The sequence below is a fragment of the Arthrobacter sp. M71 S08 genome (genome assembly GCF_059089725.1).
Map to the genome: position 1 here is coordinate 422,204 of NZ_JBNHEY010000001.1, position 22,660 is coordinate 444,863.

Genomic DNA, 22,660 nt, shown 5'->3' on the forward strand with positions numbered 1-22,660 from the left:
AACCCAGTAGGAAAATGACCGTGGGGGTGGGGATGAGCGGGCGTGTTCGCCGATCAATCGCCACCACTGTGCGCGTTTCACTTATCAGCGTTGGTGGCGCTTTGGGCTTGCTTGCACTGTCTGCAGGTACAGCGACCGCGGACGACGTCGTTTCAGATAACACTCTCACCGGTCCCGTAACCTCCGTGGTTGAGTCTGCAACAGCACCCGTCGAGGGCATTGCCGGTCATCTTCCTCCGTCCGGACCAGAAGCTCCTGCACCCGAAACGTCGGGCGCAGTTCAGCCGTCGGTTTCAGACCTCATCGGAAGCGTCCCTGAAGTTGTCGGGAGCCTCAGCGCCGCGGAAATAGTCGCGCCGGTGACTGAGATCGTTGATTCGACAGCATCGCAGGTACCGGTGGTCAATCAGGTGCTTCCTGCCGACCCAACCACAGCCATCACCCAGCCGGTGCTGGAGACAGTTGATTCAGGACTCGCTCCGGTTCTTGCGCCGGTCGAGCAATCACTGACGCCCGTTGTCGAAGTACTTGATCCGGTTGCTGAAACCGTCGACTCAGGCGTTGCGCCGGTGGTGCCGGCAGTACCGGTTCCCGTAGAGGTTCCCGAACCGGTGACAGTTCTGGAGCCGGTGGTTCCGGTGGCGGACCCTGAACCGCTTTCTTCCGAAACTGCCGGTGAACCCGCCGCGCGCGGTGCTTCCGAGGAGCCGGCAGCCACTGGGGTGGCGGCCACCGAGAGCGTGGTGGCCGCAACTGCCGGGTCAGCGCTCTCGGAAGACGAGGAGCGCAGTCCTTCCGGCGATGCTGGTACGCAGGTTCTGCTGCCGCAGGCGGCTGGGGCGTCGTTGGTTAGCGCCTACTTCACGATGCAGGAACTGCCCACGCTTGCGCCCGGAGACACAATCGGTAACCCTGCTGGCGGCGCCCTGCCGGCCACAGCTCCCGGTTCTGCTGCGAGTACCGCAGGTCCGGGTGGCCCGGCGACAGCTGACGCAATACCAGGCTGGAGCATCATGCTGATCTCCGGCAACCCATACTTCATCGAGGCAGCCAACGCGCTGCTGCAAAGTCCAGCGTTCGACCCTGGCTCAACTCCTGATTGATCGGCCCCATGCTGCCCTCGTGGCGGCATATACGGGCCTCGTCGCGCCATGGGCGTGACATCAATTTCAATCAGGAGACACAATCATGCATATCTGCATACAACGAGGAATAAAGGTTTTCCTTCTGGCCGGGGGCATTCTCGTTCTCGGCGCCGGGGCGGCATCAGCCGATGTGACCGGCACAGCGGTACTGGGCGATGTCGTAGCGCCCGTGAATGTAAGCGGCAACTCTGTCTCGGTGATTGGGGACGCTTCCTCTGAGGGGTCGTCGTCGTCATCGGATGCAGTTGCCGGGGACACCAGTGTCCCGGCACAGTCGACCGGTTCAGAAGGAACCCTGGTCGGTGATGTCACCGCCAGCGTCGAAGTTGTGGCGCCGGTGGACGTCAGTGGGAACCTGATCGCCGTTGTGGGGGATACGGGTTCGATTGGTGTGGATGCATCAGCCGGTGTGACCCTCAGCGGTGATCCCGCTGGGGTTCCCTCGGGTGATCGTCTGGTGGGTGACGTTGTTGGTGACCTTGACGTCGTCGCGCCGGTGAACGTTGGCGGGAACACGGTTTCGGTGATTGGTGATTCCTCCACCAGTGGCGCTGACTCCGGTGCTGACGGTTCGACGTCGGGCGGTGCTGGCACTGGTGGTGACGTTGTTGGTGACGTTGACGCGGTTGCGCCGGTGAACGTTGGCGGGAACGCGGTTTCGGTGATTGGTGATTCCTCCACCAGTGGCGCTGACTCCGGTGCTGACGGTTCGACGTCAGGTGGTTCTGCCATGGGTGGTGACGTTGTTGGTGACCTTGACGTCGTCGCGCCGGTGAACGTTGGCGGGAACGCGGTTTCGGTGATTGGTGATTCCTCCACCAGTGGCGCTGACTCCGGTGCTGACGGTTCGACGTCGGGCGGTGCTGGCACTGGTGGTGACGTTGTTGGTGACGTTGACGCGGTTGTTCCGGTGAATGTTGGCGGGAACGCGGTTTCGGTGATTGGCGATTCCTCCACCAGTGGCTCTGACTCCGGTGCTGACGGTTCGACGTCGGGCGGTTCTGCCATGGGTGGTGACGTTGACGCGGTTGTTCCGGTGAATGTTGGTGGGAACGCTGTTTCGGTGGTTGGTGATTCCTCGACCAGTGGTGCCGATGCCGGTGCTGACGGTTCGACGTCGGGCGGTGCTGCCATGGGTGGTGACGTTGTTGGTGACGTTGACGCGGTTGTTCCGGTGAATGTTGGCGGGAACGCGGTTTCGGTGATTGGTGATTCCTCCACCAGTGGCTCTGACTCCGGTGCTGACGGTTCGACGTCGGGCGGTGCTGGCACTGGTGGTGACGTTTTTGGTGACGTTGACGCGGTTGTTCCGGTGAATGTTGGCGGCAACGCGGTTTCGGTGATTGGCGATTCCTCCACCAGTGGCTCTGACTCCGGTGCTGACGGTTCGACGTCGGGCGGTGCTGGCACTGGTGGTGACGTTGTTGGTGACGTTGACGCGGTTGCGCCGGTGAATGTTGGCGGCAACGCTGTTTCGGTGATTGGTGATTCCTCCACCAGTGGCTCTGACTCCGGTGCTGACGGTTCGACGTCAGGTGGTGCGGGCACTGGTGGTGACGTTGTTGGTGACCTTGACGTCGTCGCGCCGGTGAATGTTGGCGGGAACGCGGTTTCGGTGATTGGCGATTCCTCGACCAGCGGCTCTGGCTCGGGCATTAGCGGTGAAACCCCCGGTGACACCGGCCGTGCTCCTGCTGTTCCGGGTACGACTGAAGAGCCTGCAATACCCAGCGATCCTGCCGCACCTGCCGCACCTGCCGCACCTGCCGCACCTGCCGCACCTGCCGCACCAGCCGTGCCCGGTGGGCCCGGCGCACCTGGAACGTCCGACGATGATGCCAATGGCATCGGCGGCGGCGCCGAAGGTCCGACTGCGGGTACCGGAGACCAGGGCGGTGCTGGTAACCGTGCCGGTGTTCCTGGAGGCAATGAACCGGCCGTGGTTACTGTGGCCAGCAGCGGAACTATCGTGACTGCTGCTGCTCACGGCGCTTCGGAACCAGGTGGGACGCCTCATGCCGCGCACCTCAGCGAGCTTGCCCAGACCGGCTCTGGCTCGCTTCTCCTTTTCGTTGGGTTCGCGGGCCTCCTGATCGCTGCGGGACTTGCCCTGAGCGCTGGAAGGTCAACGCGCGCAACGGTGAAAGGTTGCCCGTAAGCGCACAGAATAGGTGCCTCTCGTAACAGTTCCGGGCTGGATGCAGCGGGGAAGAAGCGCTCGTGCTACTCCTAGATGCATGAAATCGCAACACCCCGCTGCATCCTCCGAGGAACGTAACGCCCGCATCGCAGTCACGATATTCCCGCTGCTTGTTCTGGGCGGTGGCGCCATAGCTCTGATGATGCCGACAGCTTTCACGGGATTGGCTCCAGCGATCAACCCCCTTTTGGGAGTGATCATGTTCGGAATGGGTCTCACACTGACCCCGCCGGACTTCGCGGTGATTGCGAAGCGGCCGGTCCCCGTGGTGATCGGCGTTGTTGCGCAGTATGTGGTGATGCCGCTGCTGGGACTGCTCATCGCTTCGATTCTTGGACTTCCGGCAGCTCTTGCAGCAGGCGTCATCCTGGTCGGATGCTGCCCCGGCGGTACCGCATCGAATGTGGTGTCCTACCTCGCGAAGGGCGACGTAGCGCTGTCTGTCGCGATGACCACCGTCTCGACGCTGCTCGCGCCGGTGCTGACGCCGCTGCTGGCCCTCTGGCTCGCCGGGCAGTACCTTCCGGTCGACGCCGGCTCCATGGCATGGTCCATCGTGCAGATCGTCTTGATCCCGGTAGCGCTCGGACTGGCCGCCAGGCTGTTCCTTCCTCGCCTCGTGGCGGCGGCGCTGCCCGTTCTACCCTGGGTATCGGTCGCTGCGATCACGCTCGTAGTCATGGCTGTAGTAGGCCTGAGCGCCGAGGCCATCTTCTCAGCAGGCCTGCTTGTCCTGCTGGCAGTGGTCCTCCACAACAGCCTCGGCTTCGCCCTCGGGTACACCGCAGCGCGGCTGTTCAAGCTGCCGATTTCGTCGCGTCGTACCACTTCAGTTGAGGTCGGGATGCAGAACTCCGGTCTCGCCGCCGGTCTGGCACGGACGCACATGACGCCGGAATCAGCTCTTCCCGCGGCCATCTTCTCGGTCTGGCACAACGTCTCCGGTTCGCTCCTGGCAGCCTACTGGCGACGCCGCGGCCTGGCCGATGAAGTGCAGTCGGCACCGGAAGCAAACGTCGCCAGCTAGCCCAGCGGCTAAAAGGTCGTCCTCAGCGTGTCCTACCGGTCGTCGTTCGCGTACCGCACGCCCAGCTGTGCCCGGACGCCGTCGAACATGCGCATGGTGTCGAGCGTGTGCTGCAGCGACATGGTCGGGCTTTCCTTCAGACCTTCCTGGATGCAGCGGGTCGTTTCGCGCAGCTCGTAGGAGTACCCGTTGCCGGCCTGGTCGAACTCCTCAACGCGCGCTTCGCCGCCGTGAGGGTGCACGTACAGTGTCCGCGGATTGTGCAGCGGAGCGGAGGTGCGCAGCCAGCCCTTGGTGCCGGCGACGGTAGCGTGGCTGGGCCCGGAGGCCAATAACGACGACGATAGCTGGGCGTGCGCGCCGCTTGCATAGGTGAGGGTCAGCGCGTTCTGGGCGTCGACGCCGTCGTCGTTCAGTGTGCCTTCAGCGACAACAGAGGTGGGGAAGCCGAGGGCGCCCAGCGCCCACGTGGACGGGTAGACGGTGAGATCCAGGAGCGCACCGCCGCCGGCGAGCGGGTCCCAGAGGCGGGCTTCCCGACTGTAGACCGCAGGGAAGCCGAGGTCCGCCTGTACCCAGCGGATCTCGCCGAGCTCGCCCGAGTGAATAATGTCCCAGGCCCGGTTCACGCTCGGCAGGAAGCGGGTCCACACGGCCTCCATGAGGAAGACACCCTTTTCCCGCGCCAGATTGATCAGCTCTTCCGCTTCACGCGCGTTGACGGTGAATGCCTTCTCGCACAGGACATGCTTCCCGGCCGAGAGCATCGTCTTGCACACCTCGTAGTGCTGACCGTGCGGTGTCGCGATGTACACGACGTCGACGTCGGGGTCCTGGGCCAGCAGCTCAAAACCGCGGGAGCCGCCGTCGTCGTAATGAGCGGTGGCGAAGCCATACGTGTCGGCGAATGCGCGTGCACGCTCCTCCAGCCGCGAGCTCACCGCCTGCAGGACGGCATCCTCCAACCGGGCAATGTCCTCGGTCACCTTCTGGGCGATTCTGCCGGTGGCAACCACGCCCCAGCGCAGGGCAGCGCCGGTGGCGGTGAAGGGTGAGGGCGCGTCAGGCGCGACGCATGGAGGCACGGGGAAGCGGAGGTTTGTCGTCATTCCCTCATACTTCCCAATGCGCGGGGGCCAGTCCACCCGTTACGGCGTTCGTTGCGCCAAAAGAAAATCCCCGGCCGCAGTATTACGGCCGGGGGATTTCCTCTGTCGAGCTGGTTACTTGACGATCTCAGACAGGGTGGGATCGTTGGCGTAGGCCTCGGCTGCATTTTCCTTGGTGACGATCTGCGGTTCCAGCAGGTACGCCGGGACAACCTTCACGCCGTTGTCGTAGGACTCGGTGTCATTGACCTCGAGCTCTTGACCCGCGGCGAGATCCTCGACCATGGTGATGGCGTGGTCTACGAGGTTGCGGGTGTCCTTGTTGATTGTGGAGTACTGCTCGTCGGCCATGATCGACTTGACCGACTCAACCTCGGAGTCCTGTCCGGTGACAACCGGCAGCTCCTTGCCCGCAGCCTTGACGGAGGTCAGGATGGCACGGGCGAGGGTGTCGTTGGGGGACAGCACACCGTGAAGCTCGGTGTCGGTGTAGTTGCCGGTCAGGAGCGTGTCCATGCGGCGCTGGGCGTTCTCGGCCTTCCAGCCCTGGGTGACGGCCTGGTTGAACTCGGTCTGGCCGGAGACGACGTTCAGCGTGCCGTCGTCAATCTTGGGCTGAAGGATGCTCATCGCACCGTCGAAGAAGACCTGGGCGTTGGCGTCGTCAGGGGATCCCGCGAAAAGCTCGACGTTGTACGGACCCTCACCGCGCTCAGCCATTCCGTCCAGGAGCGCCTGGCCCTGGAGCTCGCCAACCTGGAAGTTGTCGTAGGCCACGTAGTAGTCGACGTCCTCGGTGTTGGTCAGAAGACGGTCATACGCGATGACGGTGATGCCGGCATCCTTGGCCTGCGCAAGCTGGGTACCTAGCTGGGCGCCGTCGATTGCACCGACGACCAGAACCTCGACACCGTTGGTGATCATTGAGCTGATCTGGTTCTGCTGCTCGGAGACGCCACCGTTGGCGAACTGTACGTCGGGTTCGTAACCGGCTTCGGTGAGACCGTCGTTGAACAGCTGCTCGGCAAGCACCCAGTTTTCCGAGGTCTTCTGAGGCAGAGCAACACCAATAGCTGCGCCCTCTTCAAAACCGGCGGCAGCTTCGCCGCCCTCCGTGCCCGTGCCCGGGTCTTCACGGCCGCAGGAGGTCAGCGCAAGCGCTGATATTGCAGCGATGGCTGCGAAGGATTTTGCGAAATTGCGCATTCCATTCTCTTTCTGTTGCATCTTGCTGTTGTTGGTAATGGAAATCTTGATAGTCAGGGCCTTTGAGGCGGTGGTGTCAGAGGACCTGCTTGGTTCCGACGGTTTCCCGCTCTGCCGGGTTCTCTTCCGGTGCGACCGGCTGGTCGGGCTTGCCTCGACCACCGCCGAAGCCGCGGGCAAGCAAACCGGTAATCGACGGCTTGCCCTGGCTCTTGTTGTAGACATCGAAGGCGACGGCCACGAGCAGCACGAGTCCCTTGATGATCTGGGTCATGTCGGCGCCGATGCCCAGCAGCTGAAGGCCGTTGTTGAGGACCGCCATGACGAGGCCTCCGATGATGGAGCCCACAACGGTGCCGACGCCGCCGGTCACCGCTGCACCGCCGATGAACACAGCAGCGATCGCGTCAAGCTCCCAGCCAACGCCGTCGAACGGACCCGACGCGGTGGAGCGGCCAACGAAGATCATGCCCGCGAGTGCAGCCAGGATCGACATGTTCATCATGACCAGGAAGTTGATCCGCCGGCTCTTCACACCGGAGAGCTCAGCCGCGTGGCGGTTACCGCCGACGGCGTAGACGTGACGACCGGCAATGGTCTTGTTCGAAACGAAACCGTAGATGATGACCAGGACACCGAGAATCAGGCCCGGGATCGGGAAAGAGGTGCCCGGGCGGCCGGTGGCGAAGAGGTAGGTGGCGTAGAGGATGGCTGCGGAAACGAGCGCGATCTTGAGGATTGAGATCCACATCTCGGGTGTCTCGGCACCAACCCGTTCCAGGCGCTTGCGGTTCTTCAGTTCGTTGTAGATGACAACGCCGACCAGGAGGAAACCGAGCAGAAGAGTGAGGTTGTTGTAGCCGGTAACGGGACCGACCTCAGGCAGGTAACCGGAGCCGATGTACTGGAACTCCTGAGGCACCGGAACCGTGTTCGACTTGCCCACGAACTGGTTGGCGCCGCGGAACAGGAGCATCCCGGCGAGCGTGACGATGAACGCGGGTATTCCGACGTAGGCAACCCAGAAGCCCTGCCAGATTCCGATCAGCGCACCAAGAGCCAACCCGACGAGGACGCCCATGTACCAGGGCAAGCCCCAGTCACGCATCGCAATAGAAACCACGATGCCGGCGAACGCCGCCACCGACCCCACAGACAGGTCGATATGGCCGGCGATAATCACCAGCACCATGCCGATCGCAAGGATGAGGATGTAGGAATTTCCGTTGAACAGGTTCATCATGTTCGCGGACGTCAGAGTCTTTCCGCCGGTCTGCCACTGGAAGAAGAGGACCAGGGCGATCAACGCGAAGATCATCCCGAATTGGCGGGTGTTTCCGCCGAAGAGCTTTTTGAGTGAATTCATAGTTCTAGTCCTAGGCAGCGGTTTCAGGCAGATTTCCTGCTGGCGGTCATGAGTTTCATCAGGGATTCCTGGCTGGCTTCTTCACGGGTCAGCTCGCCGGTGATGGCCCCTTCAAAGATGGTGTAGATGCGATCGGAGAGCCCGAGCAGCTCGGGGAGTTCTGACGAAATGACAATGACGCCCTTTCCCTGGTCGGCCAGCCGCTGGATGATCCCGTAGATCTCGTACTTGGCGCCGACATCGATACCGCGGGTCGGCTCGTCCAGGATCAACAGGTCCGGGTCAGTGAACATCCATTTGGCGAGCACCACCTTTTGCTGGTTTCCGCCGGATAGTTTGGCAACACCCTCGTTGACGCTCGGGGTTTTCGTCCTCAGCGACTTCCGATATTGCTCGGCGACCACGAACTCCTCGTCCCGGTCGACCACGAGTCCCTTGGTGATCTTCTCGAGGTTGGCTGACACAGTGGTTGCCTTGATGTCATCAAGGAGGTTCAGGCCCAGCGATTTACGGTCTTCGGTGACGTAAGCCAGGCCGTGCTCGATGGCCTGGGCTACGTTACGAAGCTGGATCTCCTTGCCGTCCTTGAAGATCTTGCCTGATTTGTAGTTGCCGTACGAGCGGCCGAAGATCGAGCGCGCCAGCTCTGTGCGTCCGGCACCCATCAGTCCGGCGAAGCCGACGATCTCCCCGCGGCGGACCGTGAAGTTTGAGTTCTTGCAGACCAGGCGATCGGCGACAGCCGGGTGGCCGACCGTCCAGTCGCGGACTTCGAAGAAGACCTCGCCGATGTTCGGGGTGTGCTCGGGGAAGCGGGATTCGAGGGAGCGACCCACCATGCCCCGGATGATTCGGTCCTCGTCCACACCGTCGTTCTTCACGTGGAGGGTTTCGATGGACTTGCCGTCGCGGATGATGGTGATCGAGTCGGCGATCTGTTCGATCTCGTTGAGCTTGTGGGAGATCATGATGCACGAGATCCCCTTCGAGCGGAGACCGGCCATCAGGTCCAGCAGATGCTGGGAGTCAGATTCGTTCAGCGCCGCCGTCGGCTCATCGAGGATAAGCAGCTTGACCGACTTACTCAGGGCCTTGGCAATTTCGACGAGCTGTTGCTTGCCTACGCCGATGTCCTTGATCTTGGTGGTCGGTTCCTCGCGCAGCCCCACGCGTGCCATGAGTTCAAGAGTGTCGGAGTTGACCTTGTCCCAGTTGATGACTCCGAAGCGGGTTGGCTCGTTGCCCAGGAAGATGTTCTCGGCGATGGACAGCTCGGGGATCAGTGCGAGTTCCTGATGGATGATCACGATGCCGGCGTGCTCGCTGGAGCGGATGTCCTTGAACTGGACTTCCTGGCCCTGGAAGACGATCCGTCCCTCGTAGGTTCCGTGCGGGTAGACACCGGACAGGACCTTCATGAGCGTCGACTTGCCGGCACCGTTCTCGCCGCAGATGGCGTGAATTTCACCGGCGGTCACGGAGAGGGAGACGTTATCCAGCGCCTTCACGCCGGGAAACTCCTTGGTGATTGACTGCATCTCGAGGATGGTGTGGTTATCCATGAAGGCCTTCCCGCAAACGACTGCGCTGTCTTCCGGGCACTAAGCGACCCGGAGAAAAGTTAACACTCAGAAGTGTGTTGCAGTCAAGTCTTGAACGCAAAATTTAGGCGAAGTGAGGGGAATCTAGAAGCTATCTTGAGACCAGGTTCGGCTGGGAAAGAACGACGGCGGCGCCTCCGAGTGCCTCAGCCCGATCCCCGAGTGACCCCATGCAGACGGTGGTTGACTCTCCGACCACCGGGACCGCGTGCCGCAGCAGCCCGCGGCGGATCGGGTCGAGAAGGATGTCGCCGAGCCCGGTGAGGGAGCCGCCGATGACAATCAGTTCCGGGTTGATCAGGTTCGCTACATGGGCGACGGCGCGTCCGATGGCGAGGCCGGCGTCGTCAATCACGCGAAGCGTTGCTGTGTCGCCCCGCAGGGCCAACCGCACGATGTCCGGCGCAGTGAGCGGACGATCGCTGGTGCGCTCCAGCAGACTGATCATGGTCGATGCCGAGGCGACGGTCTCAAGGCAGCCGCGGTTGCCGCACCGGCAGATGAGACCGTGCTCGTCGATGGTGGTGTGGCCCAGTTCTCCGGTGATTCCGACGTTGCCGTAGAACAGGGCGCCGTTGAGGATCAGTCCGGCTCCAATGCCCGATCCCACCTTGAGGAAGATGAGGTTGTCCACCGAACTGTGCGGACCCCAGGTGACCTGCGCCAGTGCGCCAAGATTAGCGTCGTTGTCGATGAATACCGGGATACCGAGCCGCTCACCGAAGGTCTCCAGGATGTTGATCCCTACCCATTCGGGGAGGATGGCTCCCTGCACGACGGTTCCGGTCCGGCGGTCGATCGGGCCGGGGATTCCGATGCCCGCACCCAGCACCGCACTTCGTGGAGTGCCGGAATCGGTGAGGAGCTGATCGAGGAGATCCGCAGCGGCGTCGAGTCCTTCTCTGGCGGTATGTCCCGGCGTAAGCGGGATGGCTTCCTCGCGCAGAACGCGGTAGTCCGGCCCGGCCAGGACAACCCTCAGGTGCCGGCGACCGATGTCGATGCCCACCGCAACCGAGCCGTTGTCGTTGAGGGTAACGGAGAGAGCCCTTCGGCCCGAACTCGTGGTGGGGCTGGTGGTCACTGCGCCCGAGTCGGCCATGCCACGGACGATGTTGGACACGGTCGCCGTCGAAAGCCCGGTCTGGCGGGCCAGCTCAGCTTGGGTCTGTGGGCCGCCGGTGGCCAGGGCCTGCACAATACGTTGCTCGTTCAGCCGCCGAAGCGCCGATTGCGAGCCCGGTTTGGGAGCACCCCTGTGGCGGGTGGGCCGCGACGGCACGGCGGAGTCAACGGACATGCCTACACATTCCTACATGGAGGTAGTTGCCGTCAAGAAGTAAACGCAACTCGATGTGCCGCGGCTAATTCCTGATAGTGGGAAGAGTTGTCCCGGACACCCTGCAGTTCTTCTTCGTTCAGTTCGCGGCGCACCTTCGCCGGGACGCCGGCCACCAGCGAACGCGGCGGAACCTGCGTCCCCTCAAGCACGACCGCGCCGGCAGCCACCAGGGAACCCGTCCCGATGGTGGCGCCATTCATGATGGTTGCACTCATGCCGACGAGGCAGTCATCTTCGATAGTGCATCCGTGGACGACGGCGCTGTGCCCGACACTGACGCGGTTCCCGACAGTGGCGGGAAATCCCGGATCTGCATGCACGACGACGTTGTCCTGCAGGTTCGTCCCCTCGCCGATGGAGATGGCCTCGGTGTCGGCGCGAACGCTGACGCCGTAGAAGGCACTCGAGTTTTCTCCGAACGTTGCCTGTCCGATGACGGACGCGGTCGGTGCCACGAAGACCGACTCCGGAATCGAGGGAGTATGGCCGCCGAACTCGATGATGTGTCCCATCCATCCAGCCTAGCCCCCGAGGCCGGTCAGTCCTCGAGTACTACCGCCTGGGCCACGATCACGCGCTCGCCGTTGTACGTCACAGTAGGGGAGCCGTGGAGCTTGTATCCGCTCTCCAGTGCCTCGCTGACCCGGGCGCAGAAGGCGCGGTCATCGGGGCCGGTCAGTACGCGGTAACGCAGGGGTGCTTCGTCGCTCATGGGTCTCTCTCCTACAAAATGGGATATTTCAGTTGAAGACAACGGTCCGCGTGCCGTCGAGCAGGACGCGATGTTCAGCGTGCCACTTCACAGCTTGCGCCAGCGTGCGGCTCTCGACGTCGGCGCCCATCGCAACCAGCTGAGGGGCGGTGCGGGCGTGATCCACCCGAATGACTTCCTGCTCGATGATCGGGCCCTCGTCCAGTGCGGGCGTCACATAGTGGGCAGTCGCGCCGATCAGCTTCACGCCACGGGCATGCGCCTGGTGGTAAGGACGTGCACCCTTGAATGACGGCAGGAACGAGTGGTGGATATTGATCGCCCGTCCCATGAGTTGGGAGCAGAGGCGGTCACTGAGCACCTGCATGTAGCGGGCCAGAACCACGAGCTCGATCTGATGCTCATCAACCAACTCAAGGAGCCGTTCCTCCGCCGCGGCCTTTCCGTCACCCGTGACCGGAACGTGGTGGAAAGGGATGCCGTAGAACTCAGCGAGGTCGGCCAGATCCGTGTGGTTCGAGACGATGACGGGAATTTCGATGGGCAGCATCCCAGCCCGCTGCTGGAACAACAGGTCGTTGAGGCAGTGAGCGGACTTGGACGCCATGATCAGCGTTCGCGCGGGAGTTCCTTCGACGTACAGTCCCCAGGTCATCCCGAACGCTTCGGCAACTGGGGCAAGGTGTGCCTCCACGGCGTTGCGACCGGACCGGGTGGTGGTGGCCACGCGCATGAAGAACGTCCCGGAATCCGGGCTGCCGTACTGCTGGGATTCGGTGATGTTGCAGTCAGCCGCCACCAGTGCGCCCGATACGGCGTGGACAATACCGGGCTGGTCATCACACGACAGGGTCAGAATGAACGACGACGGCTCGTTACCGGGAACACCGGCCTGTGCAGCTTCAGTCACGCTCCAAGGTTACCGGGATGAAAGACGGCGAAAGCCCCGTCCGGCCGTCACCGTCCGACACAGTCGAAAGCACTGGCCGGCCACCGACTAGAATGGCAAGGTCGCGACTGGCGTTAGGTGGGGCAACCACCAGGAAGCGGCATGCACTGTCGCCGGCTTCACGGAAAGAAAAGAAGTACGACGACGGCGCGCAGCGCCGACCACGGATCGCACGCCTGGGCCGTGGGTCAAGTCCCCGCTCTGTTGCTCGCGCCCCGGAACTTCGGGTGTGTCCCGGTCAACAGGTAGCCTGACCTGTAGAACGCCTTCTCTCATCACCAGGAGCCTCCCGTGACTTCATCCTCTCCTTCCGTGACCCAGTCCGTCACCAACGCACCGCTGTCCGAGGTGGACCCGGAAATCGCTGCGGTCCTCAACAACGAGCTGGCCCGCCAGCGCGACACTCTCGAGATGATCGCGTCAGAGAACTTCGCACCCCGCTCAGTCCTTGAAGCGCAGGGGTCGGTCCTGACCAACAAGTATGCGGAAGGCTATCCCGGCCGCCGCTACTACGGTGGCTGCGAGCACGTTGACGTCGCAGAGAGCCTTGCCATCGAGCGGGTCAAGGCCCTCTTCGGCGCTGAGTACGCCAACGTGCAGCCTCATTCGGGTGCCCAGGCGAATGCCGCCGCCCTCGCTGCCATGATCAAGCCCGGCGAGAAGATCATGGGCCTTTCGCTGGCCCACGGCGGTCACCTCACGCACGGCATGAAACTGAACTTCTCCGGCAAGCTGTACGAGGTCGCAGCCTACGGCGTGGAGAGCGACACCCACCGCCTCGATATGGACCGCGTCCGCGAGCAGGCCATCGCTGAAAAGCCCCAGGTCATCATCGCCGGTTGGTCTGCCTACCCCCGCCACCTCGACTTCGCAGCGTTCCGCGCAATCGCCGACGAGGTCGGCGCGCTGCTCTGGACCGACATGGCGCACTTCGCGGGTCTCGTTGCAGCCGGCCTGCACCCGAGCCCCGTTCCACACTCCGACGTTGTCACCTCCACCGTGCACAAGACCCTCTCCGGTCCTCGCTCGGGCGTGATCCTCGCCAAGGAAGAGTGGGCCAAGAAGCTGAATTCGAACGTCTTCCCGGGCCAGCAGGGCGGACCGCTGATGCACGTCATCGCAGCCAAGGCAACAGCTTTCAAGATCGCCGGTTCAGCTGAGTTCAAGGAGCGACAGGAGCGCGTCCTCGAAGGTGCACGCATCATCGCAGAGCGTCTCATGGCCGGCGATGTCACCGAACACGGCGTATCGGTCCTTACCGGCGGCACCGACGTGCACCTGGTGCTTGTTGACCTCCGCAACTCCGAGTTGGACGGCCAGCAGGCCGAAGACCTCCTGCACTCGGTCGGCATCACCGTCAACCGCAACGCTGTTCCGAACGACCCGCGCCCGCCGATGGTCACCTCGGGCCTCCGCATCGGTACGCCCGCGCTGGGTACCCGCGGATTCGGAGCCGCAGAGTTCACCGAGGTTGCCGAGATTATCGCAGCGGTGCTGAAGCCCGGAGCCGACGTGGAGGCGCTGCGTGGTCGCGTATCCCGCCTGGCTGCCGACTTCCCGCTCTACCCCGGACATGAGGAATGGTAGAAGACCTCCCACCGGGAGCGCTGGAATCGGAAGCGGCCCGCTCAGATGCATATGAGATACCCACGGATGAATGCTGCTTCACAGGGTGCTGTGACCGCGGCAAGGCGTACTTGCTGGAACAGCTGGATGCCGGACAGCTCGATAAAGGAGCCGCGTAGATGAGCGCACAAATTCTTGACGGCAAGGCAACAGCGGCCGTAATTCGCAGCGAACTGACAGAGCGCGTGAGTGCCCTGAAGGCCCAGGGGGTCACTCCCGGGTTGGGTACGGTGCTGGTCGGTGACGACCCGGGGAGCCATTCCTATGTTGCCGGGAAGCACCGCGACTGCCAGCAGGTAGGTATCAACTCGATCCGCCGGGACCTCCCGGGCGACATCACGCAGGAGGACCTCGAGAAGGTCATTGACGAGCTGAACGACGACGCCGCCACCACCGGCTACATCGTCCAGTTGCCGCTCCCTGCGCATCTTGACGCGAACGTCATCCTTGGCCGGATGGCGCCGGAAAAGGACGCCGACGGGCTGCACCCGACCAACCTCGGCAGGCTCGTCCTGAATGTCAGCGCCACGATGGATTCGCCGCTGCCCTGCACCCCGCACGGCATCGTCGAACTGCTGTTGCGTCACGGCATTCAGCTCAAGGGCAAGAACGTGCTCGTCGTGGGCCGTGGCGTGACCGTGGGCCGACCGCTCGGCCTGCTGCTCACCCGCCGCGCGATCAACGCGACGGTCACGCTCGCGCACACCGGCACGGTGGACCTGCCGAGGCATCTCAGCGAGGCGGACGTCGTTGTTGCAGCTGCCGGCATGCCGGGCATGATTACGGCTGAAGATCTCAAGCCGGGCGCCATCGTCCTCGACGTCGGCGTCACCCGGGTGGTCGACCCCGATACGGGCAAGGCCACCTTGCGCGGTGACGTGGCGAACGACGCGTCCGACGTCGCGGGCTGGCTTTCGCCCAATCCCGGGGGAGTGGGACCCATGACGCGCGCCATGCTGCTGGCCAACGTCGTCGAGGCAGCAGAGCGCCAGGCGGGCATCGCCGGCTCCTAGTTCCCGACGACGGGTTTTTTGTCGGCCGCTGCCCGCATGGGCGGCGGCCGACTGCGTTAACCGGCCGGCGTTGAAGCACACGGATGAGGACACGGACATCATCTGTCCTCGAACGTCAGTGATTGGCTTTTGCCAATTAGAGTAATCCTCTAGGCTAATCGGGTGCCCAACCAAACTAATCCGAGCTACGTTATCTCTGCCGACAAGCTGACCAAGCACTACGGTGATTTCGCCGCCGTAGACGGCATTTCCTTCAACGTTCCCGCGGGTGAATCCTTCGGGCTGCTCGGCCCTAACGGAGCCGGCAAGTCCACGACCATGAAAATGATCGGCGGCGTCTCCCAGCGCACATCGGGAAAGCTGACGATCATGGGGCTGGACCCGGAGGAGCATGGTCCGGAGGTACGGGCACACCTGGGCGTCGTACCCCAGCAGGACAACCTGGACGAGGAACTCAGGGTACGGGACAACCTCCTGGTCTACGGCCGCTACTTCGGGCTCCCGATGAGCTACCTCAAGCCCAAAGCCGATGAGCTGCTTGAGTTCGCACAGCTCACGGACAAGGCAAAGGCGAAGGTGGACTCGCTGTCCGGAGGTATGAAGAGGCGCCTAACCATCGCCCGGTCGCTCATCAACGAACCGAAGATCCTCCTCCTGGACGAGCCGACCACCGGTCTCGATCCACAGGCACGGCACATTCTCTGGGACCGACTGTTCCGCCTGAAGGAGTCCGGCGTTACCCTGATCCTCACAACCCACTACATGGATGAGGCCGAGCAGCTCTGCGACCGCCTCGTCGTCGTTGACAAGGGACAGATCATGGCCGAGGGTTCTCCCGCCAAGCTCATCCGCGAGCACTCAACCCGCGAGGTGCTTGAGCTGCGCTTCGGGTCCGAGCGCAACACGACCGTGGCAGCGGACCTCGCCGGAATCGGTGAGCGTCTTGAGCCCCTGCCCGACCGCGTCCTGATCTACACCCACGATGGCGAGTCCGCCCTCGAGCAGGTCACCGCCCGCGGCCTGCATCCGATCACATCCCTGGTGCGCCGGTCCTCGCTTGAGGACGTTTTCCTGCGCCTGACCGGCAGGAGCCTCGTTGACTAGCCAGCACACCGGCACGCCGGATCAACCGGCGACGGGTCACAAGACAACGCAACCGTCGGCGTCGGGCACCCTCTCCGCCCACTCACCGTTGGTCTCGGCGCAGCGCGCCCGGAAGTACGGCTCCTGGTACTACGCCGAGCACGCTCTGAAGGTGATGAATGGCTACCGGTGGACCATCCTCGCCTACAGCGTGGGGAACCCGGTCATGTACCTCTTCGCGATGGGCGTCGGTTTGGCCACGCTCGTGGACAGGAACAGCGCCGAGAGTGCGTTCGGCGGCGTCAACTACCTCGTCTTCATCGCCCCGGCGCTCCTGTCTTCTGCGACGATCATGGCGGCGGCCACCGAGTTCACCTATCCGGTGATGGACGGGTTCAAGTGGCGGCGCGTCTACTACGGTCCGCACGCTTCGCCGCTGGGTGTGCACCAGATCGTCAACGGATACATCATCGCTATCTCGCTGCGGCTCTTTCTGATGTCGGCGATCTACTTCGCGATCGTCGCGGCCTTCGGTGCGTCCCCGTCGGCATGGGGTTCGGGGGCCATCGTCGTCGCCGTGGTCTGTGGACTGTCGTTCGGCCTTCCGCTCATGGCCTACTCGGCGAGCATCACCGAGGACAAGGGCCAGTTCGCGCTGGTCATGCGCTTCATCGTGACACCGCTGTTTCTGTTCTCCGGCACCTTCTTCCCGCTGGAAGCTCTCCCGATCGGGTTGCGCTGGATCGGCTGGATCTCCCCGTTGTGGCACGGCACTGAGCTGGGACGGGTCCTCACCTACGGCTACGCCGAGCCTATCTGGCTCTCGGCGGTCCACGTGCTGTACCTGGTGGGGCTGGCGCTTCTCGGCTGGGTTATGGCCCGCCGCGTGTATGAACGGAGGCTGGGCCAGTGAGCAATAACGTGCTGACCGAGCAGGATTACCGGGTGCAGGTTAAGAACCGCCCGTTCAGTGCGCTGTACGCGCGCAACGCCAAAGCAGTAATCGCCCGAGGCCTGAGGGCGACCAAGAGCAGCAACTGGCTGGTCATGGTATCCGGATTCTTTGAGCCTGTGCTCTACCTCATCTCCATGGGAGTGGGACTCGGTGCCCTGGTGGGGACCGTCGTCGGGCCCGGCGGACAGGAGATCAGTTACGCCGCCTACATCGCGCCGGCCCTCCTCGCGGTCTCCGCCATGAATGGCGCGGTCTACGACTCCACCTGGAACGTCTTCTTCAAGATGAACTTCGCGAAGCTGTACCAGGGCATGCTCTACACCTCGCTCGGGCCGTTGGACGTCGCGATCGGCGAGATTTTCCTTGCACTGTTTCGCGGTGCGCTCTATGCCACCGGCTTCACGGTCGTTATGGGACTGATGGGGCTGATCACGACGCCGTGGGCGCTGCTGATGGTGCCGGCGTCGGTGCTCATCGCGTTCGGATTCGCTTCGTTCGGCATGGGGATCACGAGCTATATGAAGACCTTCCAGCAGATGGACTGGATCAACTTCGTCATGCTGCCCATGTTCCTGTTTTCGGCTACCTTCTACCCGCTCAGCGTGTACCCGCAGGCCATCCAGTGGTTCATCCAGGCGCTCCCGCTCTGGCACGGAGTGGAGCTGCTCCGACAGCTCAGCGTCGGTATCTTCACTCCGGCGACGATGATTCACGTCGCCTACTACCTCGTGATGATCCTCGTGGGGATGGTCCTGACCACCACGCGTCTGCGGAAACTGTTCCTGAAGTAGGACAGTCGTTGACCTGGTTTCCTTTCCAGCGCTGCACCCAGGGGAAGATACTGGAACCATGATCGGGAAATGGCACGCGACCGTGTTCGACTGTTCAAATCCAGACCAACTGGCGTCCTTCTACGAGGACCTGCTGGGCATGATCCGGGTCCAGCAGGAGGACAACGGATGGATCACCATTGGTGATGCCCCGGACCGTCCGGCGCTTGCCTTCCAGAAGGTCGACGGGTACACGCCGCCCAAGTGGCCGGGCCAGGAGATCCCACAGCAGATGCACCTGGACATTCGGGTGGAAGACCTGGACGTGGCGGAACAGAAGGTGCTCGCGCTGGGAGCCACCAGCATGGAGACGGGTACGGAAACCTTCAGGGTGTACGTGGACCCGGCGGGCCATCCATTCTGTCTGGTTTCCTGGTGACGTCCGGAACAGGGGATCAGACGACGAGTTCAGCGTAGATGACGTAGTTGTCGTCGAACTCTCCGGTTGCCGGGTCGTAGCCGTCGCAGGTGATGAGGCGAATTTCGGCTCCTTCGGTATTCCCGTAGACCTTCTGGGTGGGGAATTCGTCCTTGGGATACTGTTCGCCGACGGTCACCGCGAAGGTGGCGGTCGACCCGTCCGCGCGCGTGACCTCGATAAGGTCGCCGGGCTTGAGGCTCCGCAGATCAGCGAAGACGCCGGGTCCGCCGTCGGTGGCGTTGACATGACCGAGCAGTACTGACGGTCCGCGCTCGCCGGGAGTGGGGGACTGGTTATACCAGCTGGCTGGAGCACCTGGGCCATCGGGTGGTACTTCCAGGCTGCCGTTTTCCCGAAGGCCGAGCGAGAGCAAATCGGATCCGGCACCAATGGCCGGGATCGTAAATGAAACCGGTTCAGAGGCTTTAAGAACAGGTGGAAGCGACGGTTTGGGCGCAGGTTGAGCCGACACGGACGCCGAAGCACTTGGACTCGCCGAAGCGCTTGGGCTCGGGGAAGCACTTGGCGAGGCCGACGCGGCAGCGGAGGGCGCCGTCGTCGTTGTGGGGGCCTGAGCCCCCTCGCTGCCGGTGCCGGTGCCGCAACCGGTCAGGATCAGAAGGGCGGCCGCCGCAGAAACCGCGAAGTTTCTGCGACGGCCGGAGTTCGAGCTGATCATGAGATCAGGTCAGTCCCTACTTGGTGGTTGAGCGACGGACGGCGTAGGTGCCGCCTGCTGCTGCTGCGAGAACCAGGCCGCCACCGAGGGCGATCATGCCCAGGTTGGAGCCGGTCTGCTGTGCTACACCGGTGTCGGCGCCACCTTCAGGCATGGCGCCCATCTGGGAAGCAACGAGGGTGCCACAGAGAGCGGGTGAGGTTGCGCCCAAGGGCAGATCCGGGTTCAGATCGCTGGGGGAGCCGAAGACTTCCTCGCTGACGCCGGCGGTCGCGGGATCAAGACCGTGAACGACGACGACGGCGGTGCCGGCCTCAAGCGCAGCCTTGGTTTCCTCGTTCACTTCGAAGGTGCGGGACACTGTGTAAGAGCCGCCCTGGCCGCCGAGGGTGAGGTCCAGACCGGCGGCGGGGCTGGTGTCGCCGCTGGTGGAGAGGGTGGTGACGATCCCGCCGTACAGGCTGGCCGCTTCGGTGGTGGAGACGATGCCGTCGCCGTTCTCGTCAAACTCGGGGGTGGGGCAGGTGCCCTGAGCGCCACCGTGGATGTGCTGGACGTGCGGGTAAGGTCCATCCATGAACGTCTCAGCAAGACCGGAAACCTGTAGGTCTACTGTGGCCTCGTTGCCCTTCACATCGACTGTAATGGAGCCGGTACCCGTGGTGCCGTTCAGCTGACCGAGGGTTGAGGAGTATGTGCCGTCGGCTGCGTGGCCGTCAGCCATGGCGGGAGCGCCGCCCATTGCGAGCAAACCCATAGCGAGAGTGGGGACTGCGAAAAGAGCTTTCTTGTTCATGATTCCTCCATGGAGCGAATGGGACGCGAGCCGGAGAGGCACGCATAACCCTAGTTCGACGTGGGGTACGTCACGGATGGGCGCGGGATTGATTTATTTTTCTCCCAGTTTTCGGTGGGGTGTCGATCTGAGCTTTCGCCGGTGGTGGAAGCAGCCGAGCCGGTCCCGTCGGTTTGCGACAATAGAGGGATGCAACCACTGGGAACTTCTGGAAAAACCGCGGGCAAGGGTCTGAGCCTGCGGATGGGCGGCGTCGGGATGGCCATCATGCTGGTCGTGTTCCTGGTAGCCGTGGTCTTCGCGGCCAATGAGAACGACGTCGTTGGCTGGCTCGTAGTCATCATCTCCCTTGGCTGGCTGCTGGTTTTCAGCTTCGTGGTCTTCACGGTTCGCTCTGCAGCGCGGAAGGCCAGCGCCAGGATCGAGGAGTTCAACAGGGCCGCCGGGGGCGGCATGGCCGGTAGGGGGCCGGCCGGTACCAGTTCCGCCATGCGGGACGAGAAGCTTGACCACAGCTTCAAGATCGTCCAGGTGCAGGCGCGTGTCATCCGCGATCACCTCGGCAAGGACCAGGGCATGGTGGACCGTGCGCTGGAAACCATCGAGATCACCTCCCACAACGCCAGAAGCATGATGAAAAACAATGACGACGGCCCGGTCGAAGGCACGGTCGTCGATTAAGGCTCCGGTAAGGTTGATCGGGTGAGTTTGGCACCAACCCTGATGAGCAGCAAGCACCCCGAAGCACTCCGCATTGCCACCGTGAACGTAAACGGTATCCGCGCCGCGTACCGGCGCGGCATGCAGGAGTGGCTGGTGGGCAGGGACGTCGACATCCTGTGCCTGCAGGAGGTGCGTGCGCCGGACGAGGTGGTACGCGACCTGCTCGGTGATTCATGGCACATCCTGCACGCTGAGGCGTCGGCGAAGGGCCGTGCCGGAGTCGCCGTTGCCTCCCGAATGGCGCCCACCGAAACCCGTGAGCACATCGGCGACGAGTACTTCGCGTCGTCAGGACGCTGGGTGGAAGCCGATTTCGATCTGAACGGGACCACGCTGAGCGTCGTCAGTGCGTACGTACACTCGGGGGAGGCAGGGTCGCCGCAGCAGGAGGACAAATACCGGTTCCTCGAACTGATGACGGCACGCCTCACCGAACTTCGAAGTACCAGGGACCATGCGCTGGTGGTCGGAGACCTGAATGTCGGCCACACCACGCTGGATATACGGAACTGGAAGGGCAACCTGAAGAAGGCCGGCTTCCTGCCCGAGGAACGGGCCTACTTTGACCACTTCTTCAGCGACGCCGTTGGATGGGTTGACGTGCACCGCGATCTCGCCGGAGAGGTCGATGGCCCGTACACCTGGTGGTCGTGGCGCGGCAAGGCCTTCGATAACGACGCCGGCTGGCGCATCGATTACCACCTCGCCACTCCCGAACTGGCTGCAGCCGCCACCTCCGCCGTCGTCGACCGCGCGCACTCGTGGGACGCCCGATTCTCGGATCACGCACCGCTCGTCGTCGACTACCAGCTCTCCCAACCCCAGGACTGATATGACCACCTCCACCACAGCTCGCCAGCGAGTCCTGTCCGGTATGCAGCCCTCCGGTAGTTCCCTTCATCTGGGGAATTACCTGGGTGCCCTTGTGCAGTGGGTGAAGATGCAGGACGCCTATGACGCGATCTACTTCATTCCGGACCTGCACGCGATTACGGTTCCGCAGGATCCGGCGGAGCTCGCTGAGCGCACGCGGCTCACTGCGGCCCAGTACATTGCGGGCGGGGTGGACGTGGACAAATGCACGCTATTCGTACAGTCCCACGTCCCCGAACATGCCCAACTGGCCTGGGTCCTCAACTGCATCACCGGTTTCGGCGAGGCGTCCCGTATGACCCAGTTCAAGGACAAGTCGCTGAAACAGGGCCCCGACTCCACGTCCGTCGGGCTATACACCTATCCCATCCTTCAGGCTGCGGACATCCTGCTGTACCAGCCGGAAGGCGTTCCCGTTGGCGAGGACCAGCGCCAGCACATCGAGCTCAGCCGGGATCTCGCTCAGCGGTTCAACACTCGTTTCGGTGAGACGTTCGTCGTGCCCAAACCGTTCATCCAGAAGGAATCGGCGAAGATCTACGATCTGCAGAACCCCACCGCCAAAATGTCCAAGTCAGCCAGCTCTGCCGCCGGCCTGATCAATATCATGGATGAGCCGAAGATCACGGCCAAGCGCATCAAGTCCGCTGTGACCGATGACGGCACCGAGATCCGCTTCGACCGCGAGGAGAAGCCAGGTGTATCCAACCTTCTGTCCATCTATTCGCTCATGACGGGCAAGGACATGGATGACGTCGTCGGGCACTTCGAGGGCCGCATGTACGGACACCTCAAGGTTGAGCTGGCAGAAATCGTGGTTGACCGTCTGGAGCCGGTTCGGGCCCGGACACTGGAGCTGCTTGACGACCCCGCGGAGCTCGACCGGCTACTCGCGGTCGGCGCCGACAAGGCTCGGGAGATCGCATCCGTTACGCTGGCTGATGTGTTTTCAAAAGTAGGGTTTCTCCCAGCGCAGGGCCGCGGACCGGCGGGTGCCCTCTAGA

22 protein-coding genes are annotated in these 22,660 nt (G+C 63.1%); 12 read left to right on the top strand and 10 right to left on the bottom strand.

Features of this window, described 5'->3' with window-relative positions:
* Window positions 1-32: 32 nt before the first annotated feature.
* The 3 genes from AC5RTB_RS02010 (at window position 33) to AC5RTB_RS02020 (ending at window position 4,372) form a co-directional block, all read left to right on the top strand.
* A complete protein-coding gene (locus tag AC5RTB_RS02010) occupies window positions 33-1,103 on the top strand; it encodes a hypothetical protein (RefSeq protein ID WP_494059400.1) in 1,071 nt (356 codons plus the stop codon).
* 85 nt (window positions 1,104-1,188) lie between these two features.
* The gene (locus tag AC5RTB_RS02015) at window positions 1,189-3,303 is read left to right on the top strand and encodes a beta strand repeat-containing protein (protein WP_494059401.1); all 2,115 of its coding nucleotides are present in this window, start codon (window positions 1,189-1,191) and stop codon (window positions 3,301-3,303) included.
* Window positions 3,304-3,382: 79 nt separating this feature from the next.
* Window positions 3,383-4,372 (top strand): bile acid:sodium symporter family protein, encoded by a 990-nt coding sequence (locus AC5RTB_RS02020; RefSeq protein WP_494059402.1) that lies wholly within the window; start codon window positions 3,383-3,385, stop codon window positions 4,370-4,372.
* Between the two features lie 32 nt (window positions 4,373-4,404).
* On the opposite strand, the gene AC5RTB_RS02025 is transcribed toward AC5RTB_RS02020, so the two are convergent.
* The 8 genes from AC5RTB_RS02025 to purU form a co-directional block, all read right to left on the bottom strand.
* Window positions 4,405-5,481, bottom strand: a complete 1,077-nt coding sequence (locus tag AC5RTB_RS02025; protein WP_494059403.1) for a Gfo/Idh/MocA family protein — start codon at window positions 5,479-5,481, stop codon at window positions 4,405-4,407.
* Window positions 5,482-5,595: 114 nt separating this feature from the next.
* Window positions 5,596-6,687, bottom strand: coding sequence for a substrate-binding domain-containing protein (locus AC5RTB_RS02030; RefSeq protein WP_494059404.1), 1,092 nt, complete (start codon window positions 6,685-6,687; stop codon window positions 5,596-5,598).
* Window positions 6,688-6,763: 76 nt separating this feature from the next.
* Window positions 6,764-8,053 (bottom strand): multiple monosaccharide ABC transporter permease, encoded by a 1,290-nt coding sequence (gene mmsB, locus AC5RTB_RS02035; RefSeq protein ID WP_494059405.1) that lies wholly within the window; start codon window positions 8,051-8,053, stop codon window positions 6,764-6,766.
* A 23-nt stretch (window positions 8,054-8,076) separates the two neighbouring features.
* Window positions 8,077-9,615, bottom strand: a complete 1,539-nt coding sequence (mmsA, locus tag AC5RTB_RS02040; RefSeq protein ID WP_494059406.1) for a multiple monosaccharide ABC transporter ATP-binding protein — start codon at window positions 9,613-9,615, stop codon at window positions 8,077-8,079.
* Between the two features lie 130 nt (window positions 9,616-9,745).
* Window positions 9,746-10,954, bottom strand: a complete 1,209-nt coding sequence (locus AC5RTB_RS02045; protein ID WP_494059407.1) for an ROK family transcriptional regulator — start codon at window positions 10,952-10,954, stop codon at window positions 9,746-9,748.
* Window positions 10,955-10,986: 32 nt separating this feature from the next.
* Complete coding sequence (locus AC5RTB_RS02050; RefSeq protein ID WP_494059408.1) at window positions 10,987-11,508, bottom strand: gamma carbonic anhydrase family protein; 522 nt, start codon at window positions 11,506-11,508, stop codon at window positions 10,987-10,989.
* A gap of 26 nt (window positions 11,509-11,534) precedes the next feature.
* Window positions 11,535-11,708 carry a DUF1737 domain-containing protein gene (locus AC5RTB_RS02055; protein WP_490890576.1) on the bottom strand — a complete coding sequence of 58 codons (174 nt, stop codon included), beginning with the start codon at window positions 11,706-11,708 and terminating at the stop codon, window positions 11,535-11,537.
* A 28-nt stretch (window positions 11,709-11,736) separates the two neighbouring features.
* Entirely contained in the window at window positions 11,737-12,618 is an 882-nt protein-coding gene (gene purU / locus AC5RTB_RS02060; RefSeq protein WP_494059409.1) for a formyltetrahydrofolate deformylase, read from the bottom strand.
* 330 nt (window positions 12,619-12,948) lie between these two features.
* Here purU and glyA point away from each other — a divergent pair, with 330 nt between their 5' ends.
* From glyA to AC5RTB_RS02090, 6 genes are all read left to right on the top strand, one after another.
* Window positions 12,949-14,244, top strand: coding sequence for a serine hydroxymethyltransferase (gene glyA, locus AC5RTB_RS02065; RefSeq protein WP_494059410.1), 1,296 nt, complete (start codon window positions 12,949-12,951; stop codon window positions 14,242-14,244).
* Between the two features lie 158 nt (window positions 14,245-14,402).
* Entirely contained in the window at window positions 14,403-15,296 is an 894-nt protein-coding gene (locus AC5RTB_RS02070; RefSeq protein WP_494059411.1) for a bifunctional methylenetetrahydrofolate dehydrogenase/methenyltetrahydrofolate cyclohydrolase, read from the top strand.
* Between the two features lie 162 nt (window positions 15,297-15,458).
* A complete protein-coding gene (locus tag AC5RTB_RS02075) occupies window positions 15,459-16,400 on the top strand; it encodes an ABC transporter ATP-binding protein (RefSeq protein WP_494059412.1) in 942 nt (313 codons plus the stop codon).
* Window positions 16,393-17,292 carry an ABC transporter permease gene (locus AC5RTB_RS02080; RefSeq protein ID WP_494059413.1) on the top strand — a complete coding sequence of 300 codons (900 nt, stop codon included), beginning with the start codon at window positions 16,393-16,395 and terminating at the stop codon, window positions 17,290-17,292. Before AC5RTB_RS02075 ends, AC5RTB_RS02080 begins: the two co-directional genes overlap by 8 nt.
* Window positions 17,289-18,125, top strand: coding sequence for an ABC transporter permease (locus AC5RTB_RS02085; protein WP_494059414.1), 837 nt, complete (start codon window positions 17,289-17,291; stop codon window positions 18,123-18,125). Before AC5RTB_RS02080 ends, AC5RTB_RS02085 begins: the two co-directional genes overlap by 4 nt.
* Window positions 18,126-18,183: 58 nt before the next feature.
* Window positions 18,184-18,543: a VOC family protein gene (locus AC5RTB_RS02090; protein ID WP_494059415.1), complete on the top strand. Its 360-nt coding sequence runs from the start codon at window positions 18,184-18,186 to the stop codon at window positions 18,541-18,543.
* 16 nt (window positions 18,544-18,559) lie between these two features.
* Here AC5RTB_RS02090 and AC5RTB_RS02095 read toward each other — a convergent pair whose 3' ends face one another.
* Both AC5RTB_RS02095 and AC5RTB_RS02100 read right to left on the bottom strand, forming a co-directional pair.
* Window positions 18,560-19,264, bottom strand: coding sequence for a class F sortase (locus AC5RTB_RS02095; protein WP_494059416.1), 705 nt, complete (start codon window positions 19,262-19,264; stop codon window positions 18,560-18,562).
* A gap of 16 nt (window positions 19,265-19,280) precedes the next feature.
* Window positions 19,281-20,060, bottom strand: coding sequence for a hypothetical protein (locus AC5RTB_RS02100; protein WP_494059417.1), 780 nt, complete (start codon window positions 20,058-20,060; stop codon window positions 19,281-19,283).
* A gap of 189 nt (window positions 20,061-20,249) precedes the next feature.
* Here AC5RTB_RS02100 and AC5RTB_RS02105 point away from each other — a divergent pair, with 189 nt between their 5' ends.
* From AC5RTB_RS02105 to trpS, 3 genes are read left to right on the top strand one after another with little or no spacing between them, the layout of a single operon-like run.
* Window positions 20,250-20,741, top strand: coding sequence for a hypothetical protein (locus tag AC5RTB_RS02105; RefSeq protein ID WP_494059418.1), 492 nt, complete (start codon window positions 20,250-20,252; stop codon window positions 20,739-20,741).
* 42 nt (window positions 20,742-20,783) lie between these two features.
* The gene (locus AC5RTB_RS02110) at window positions 20,784-21,614 is read left to right on the top strand and encodes an exodeoxyribonuclease III (protein WP_494059748.1); all 831 of its coding nucleotides are present in this window, start codon (window positions 20,784-20,786) and stop codon (window positions 21,612-21,614) included.
* 1 nt (window position 21,615) lies between these two features.
* Window positions 21,616-22,659 carry a tryptophan--tRNA ligase gene (gene trpS / locus AC5RTB_RS02115; protein WP_494059419.1) on the top strand — a complete coding sequence of 348 codons (1,044 nt, stop codon included), beginning with the start codon at window positions 21,616-21,618 and terminating at the stop codon, window positions 22,657-22,659.
* Window position 22,660 lies beyond the last annotated feature (1 nt).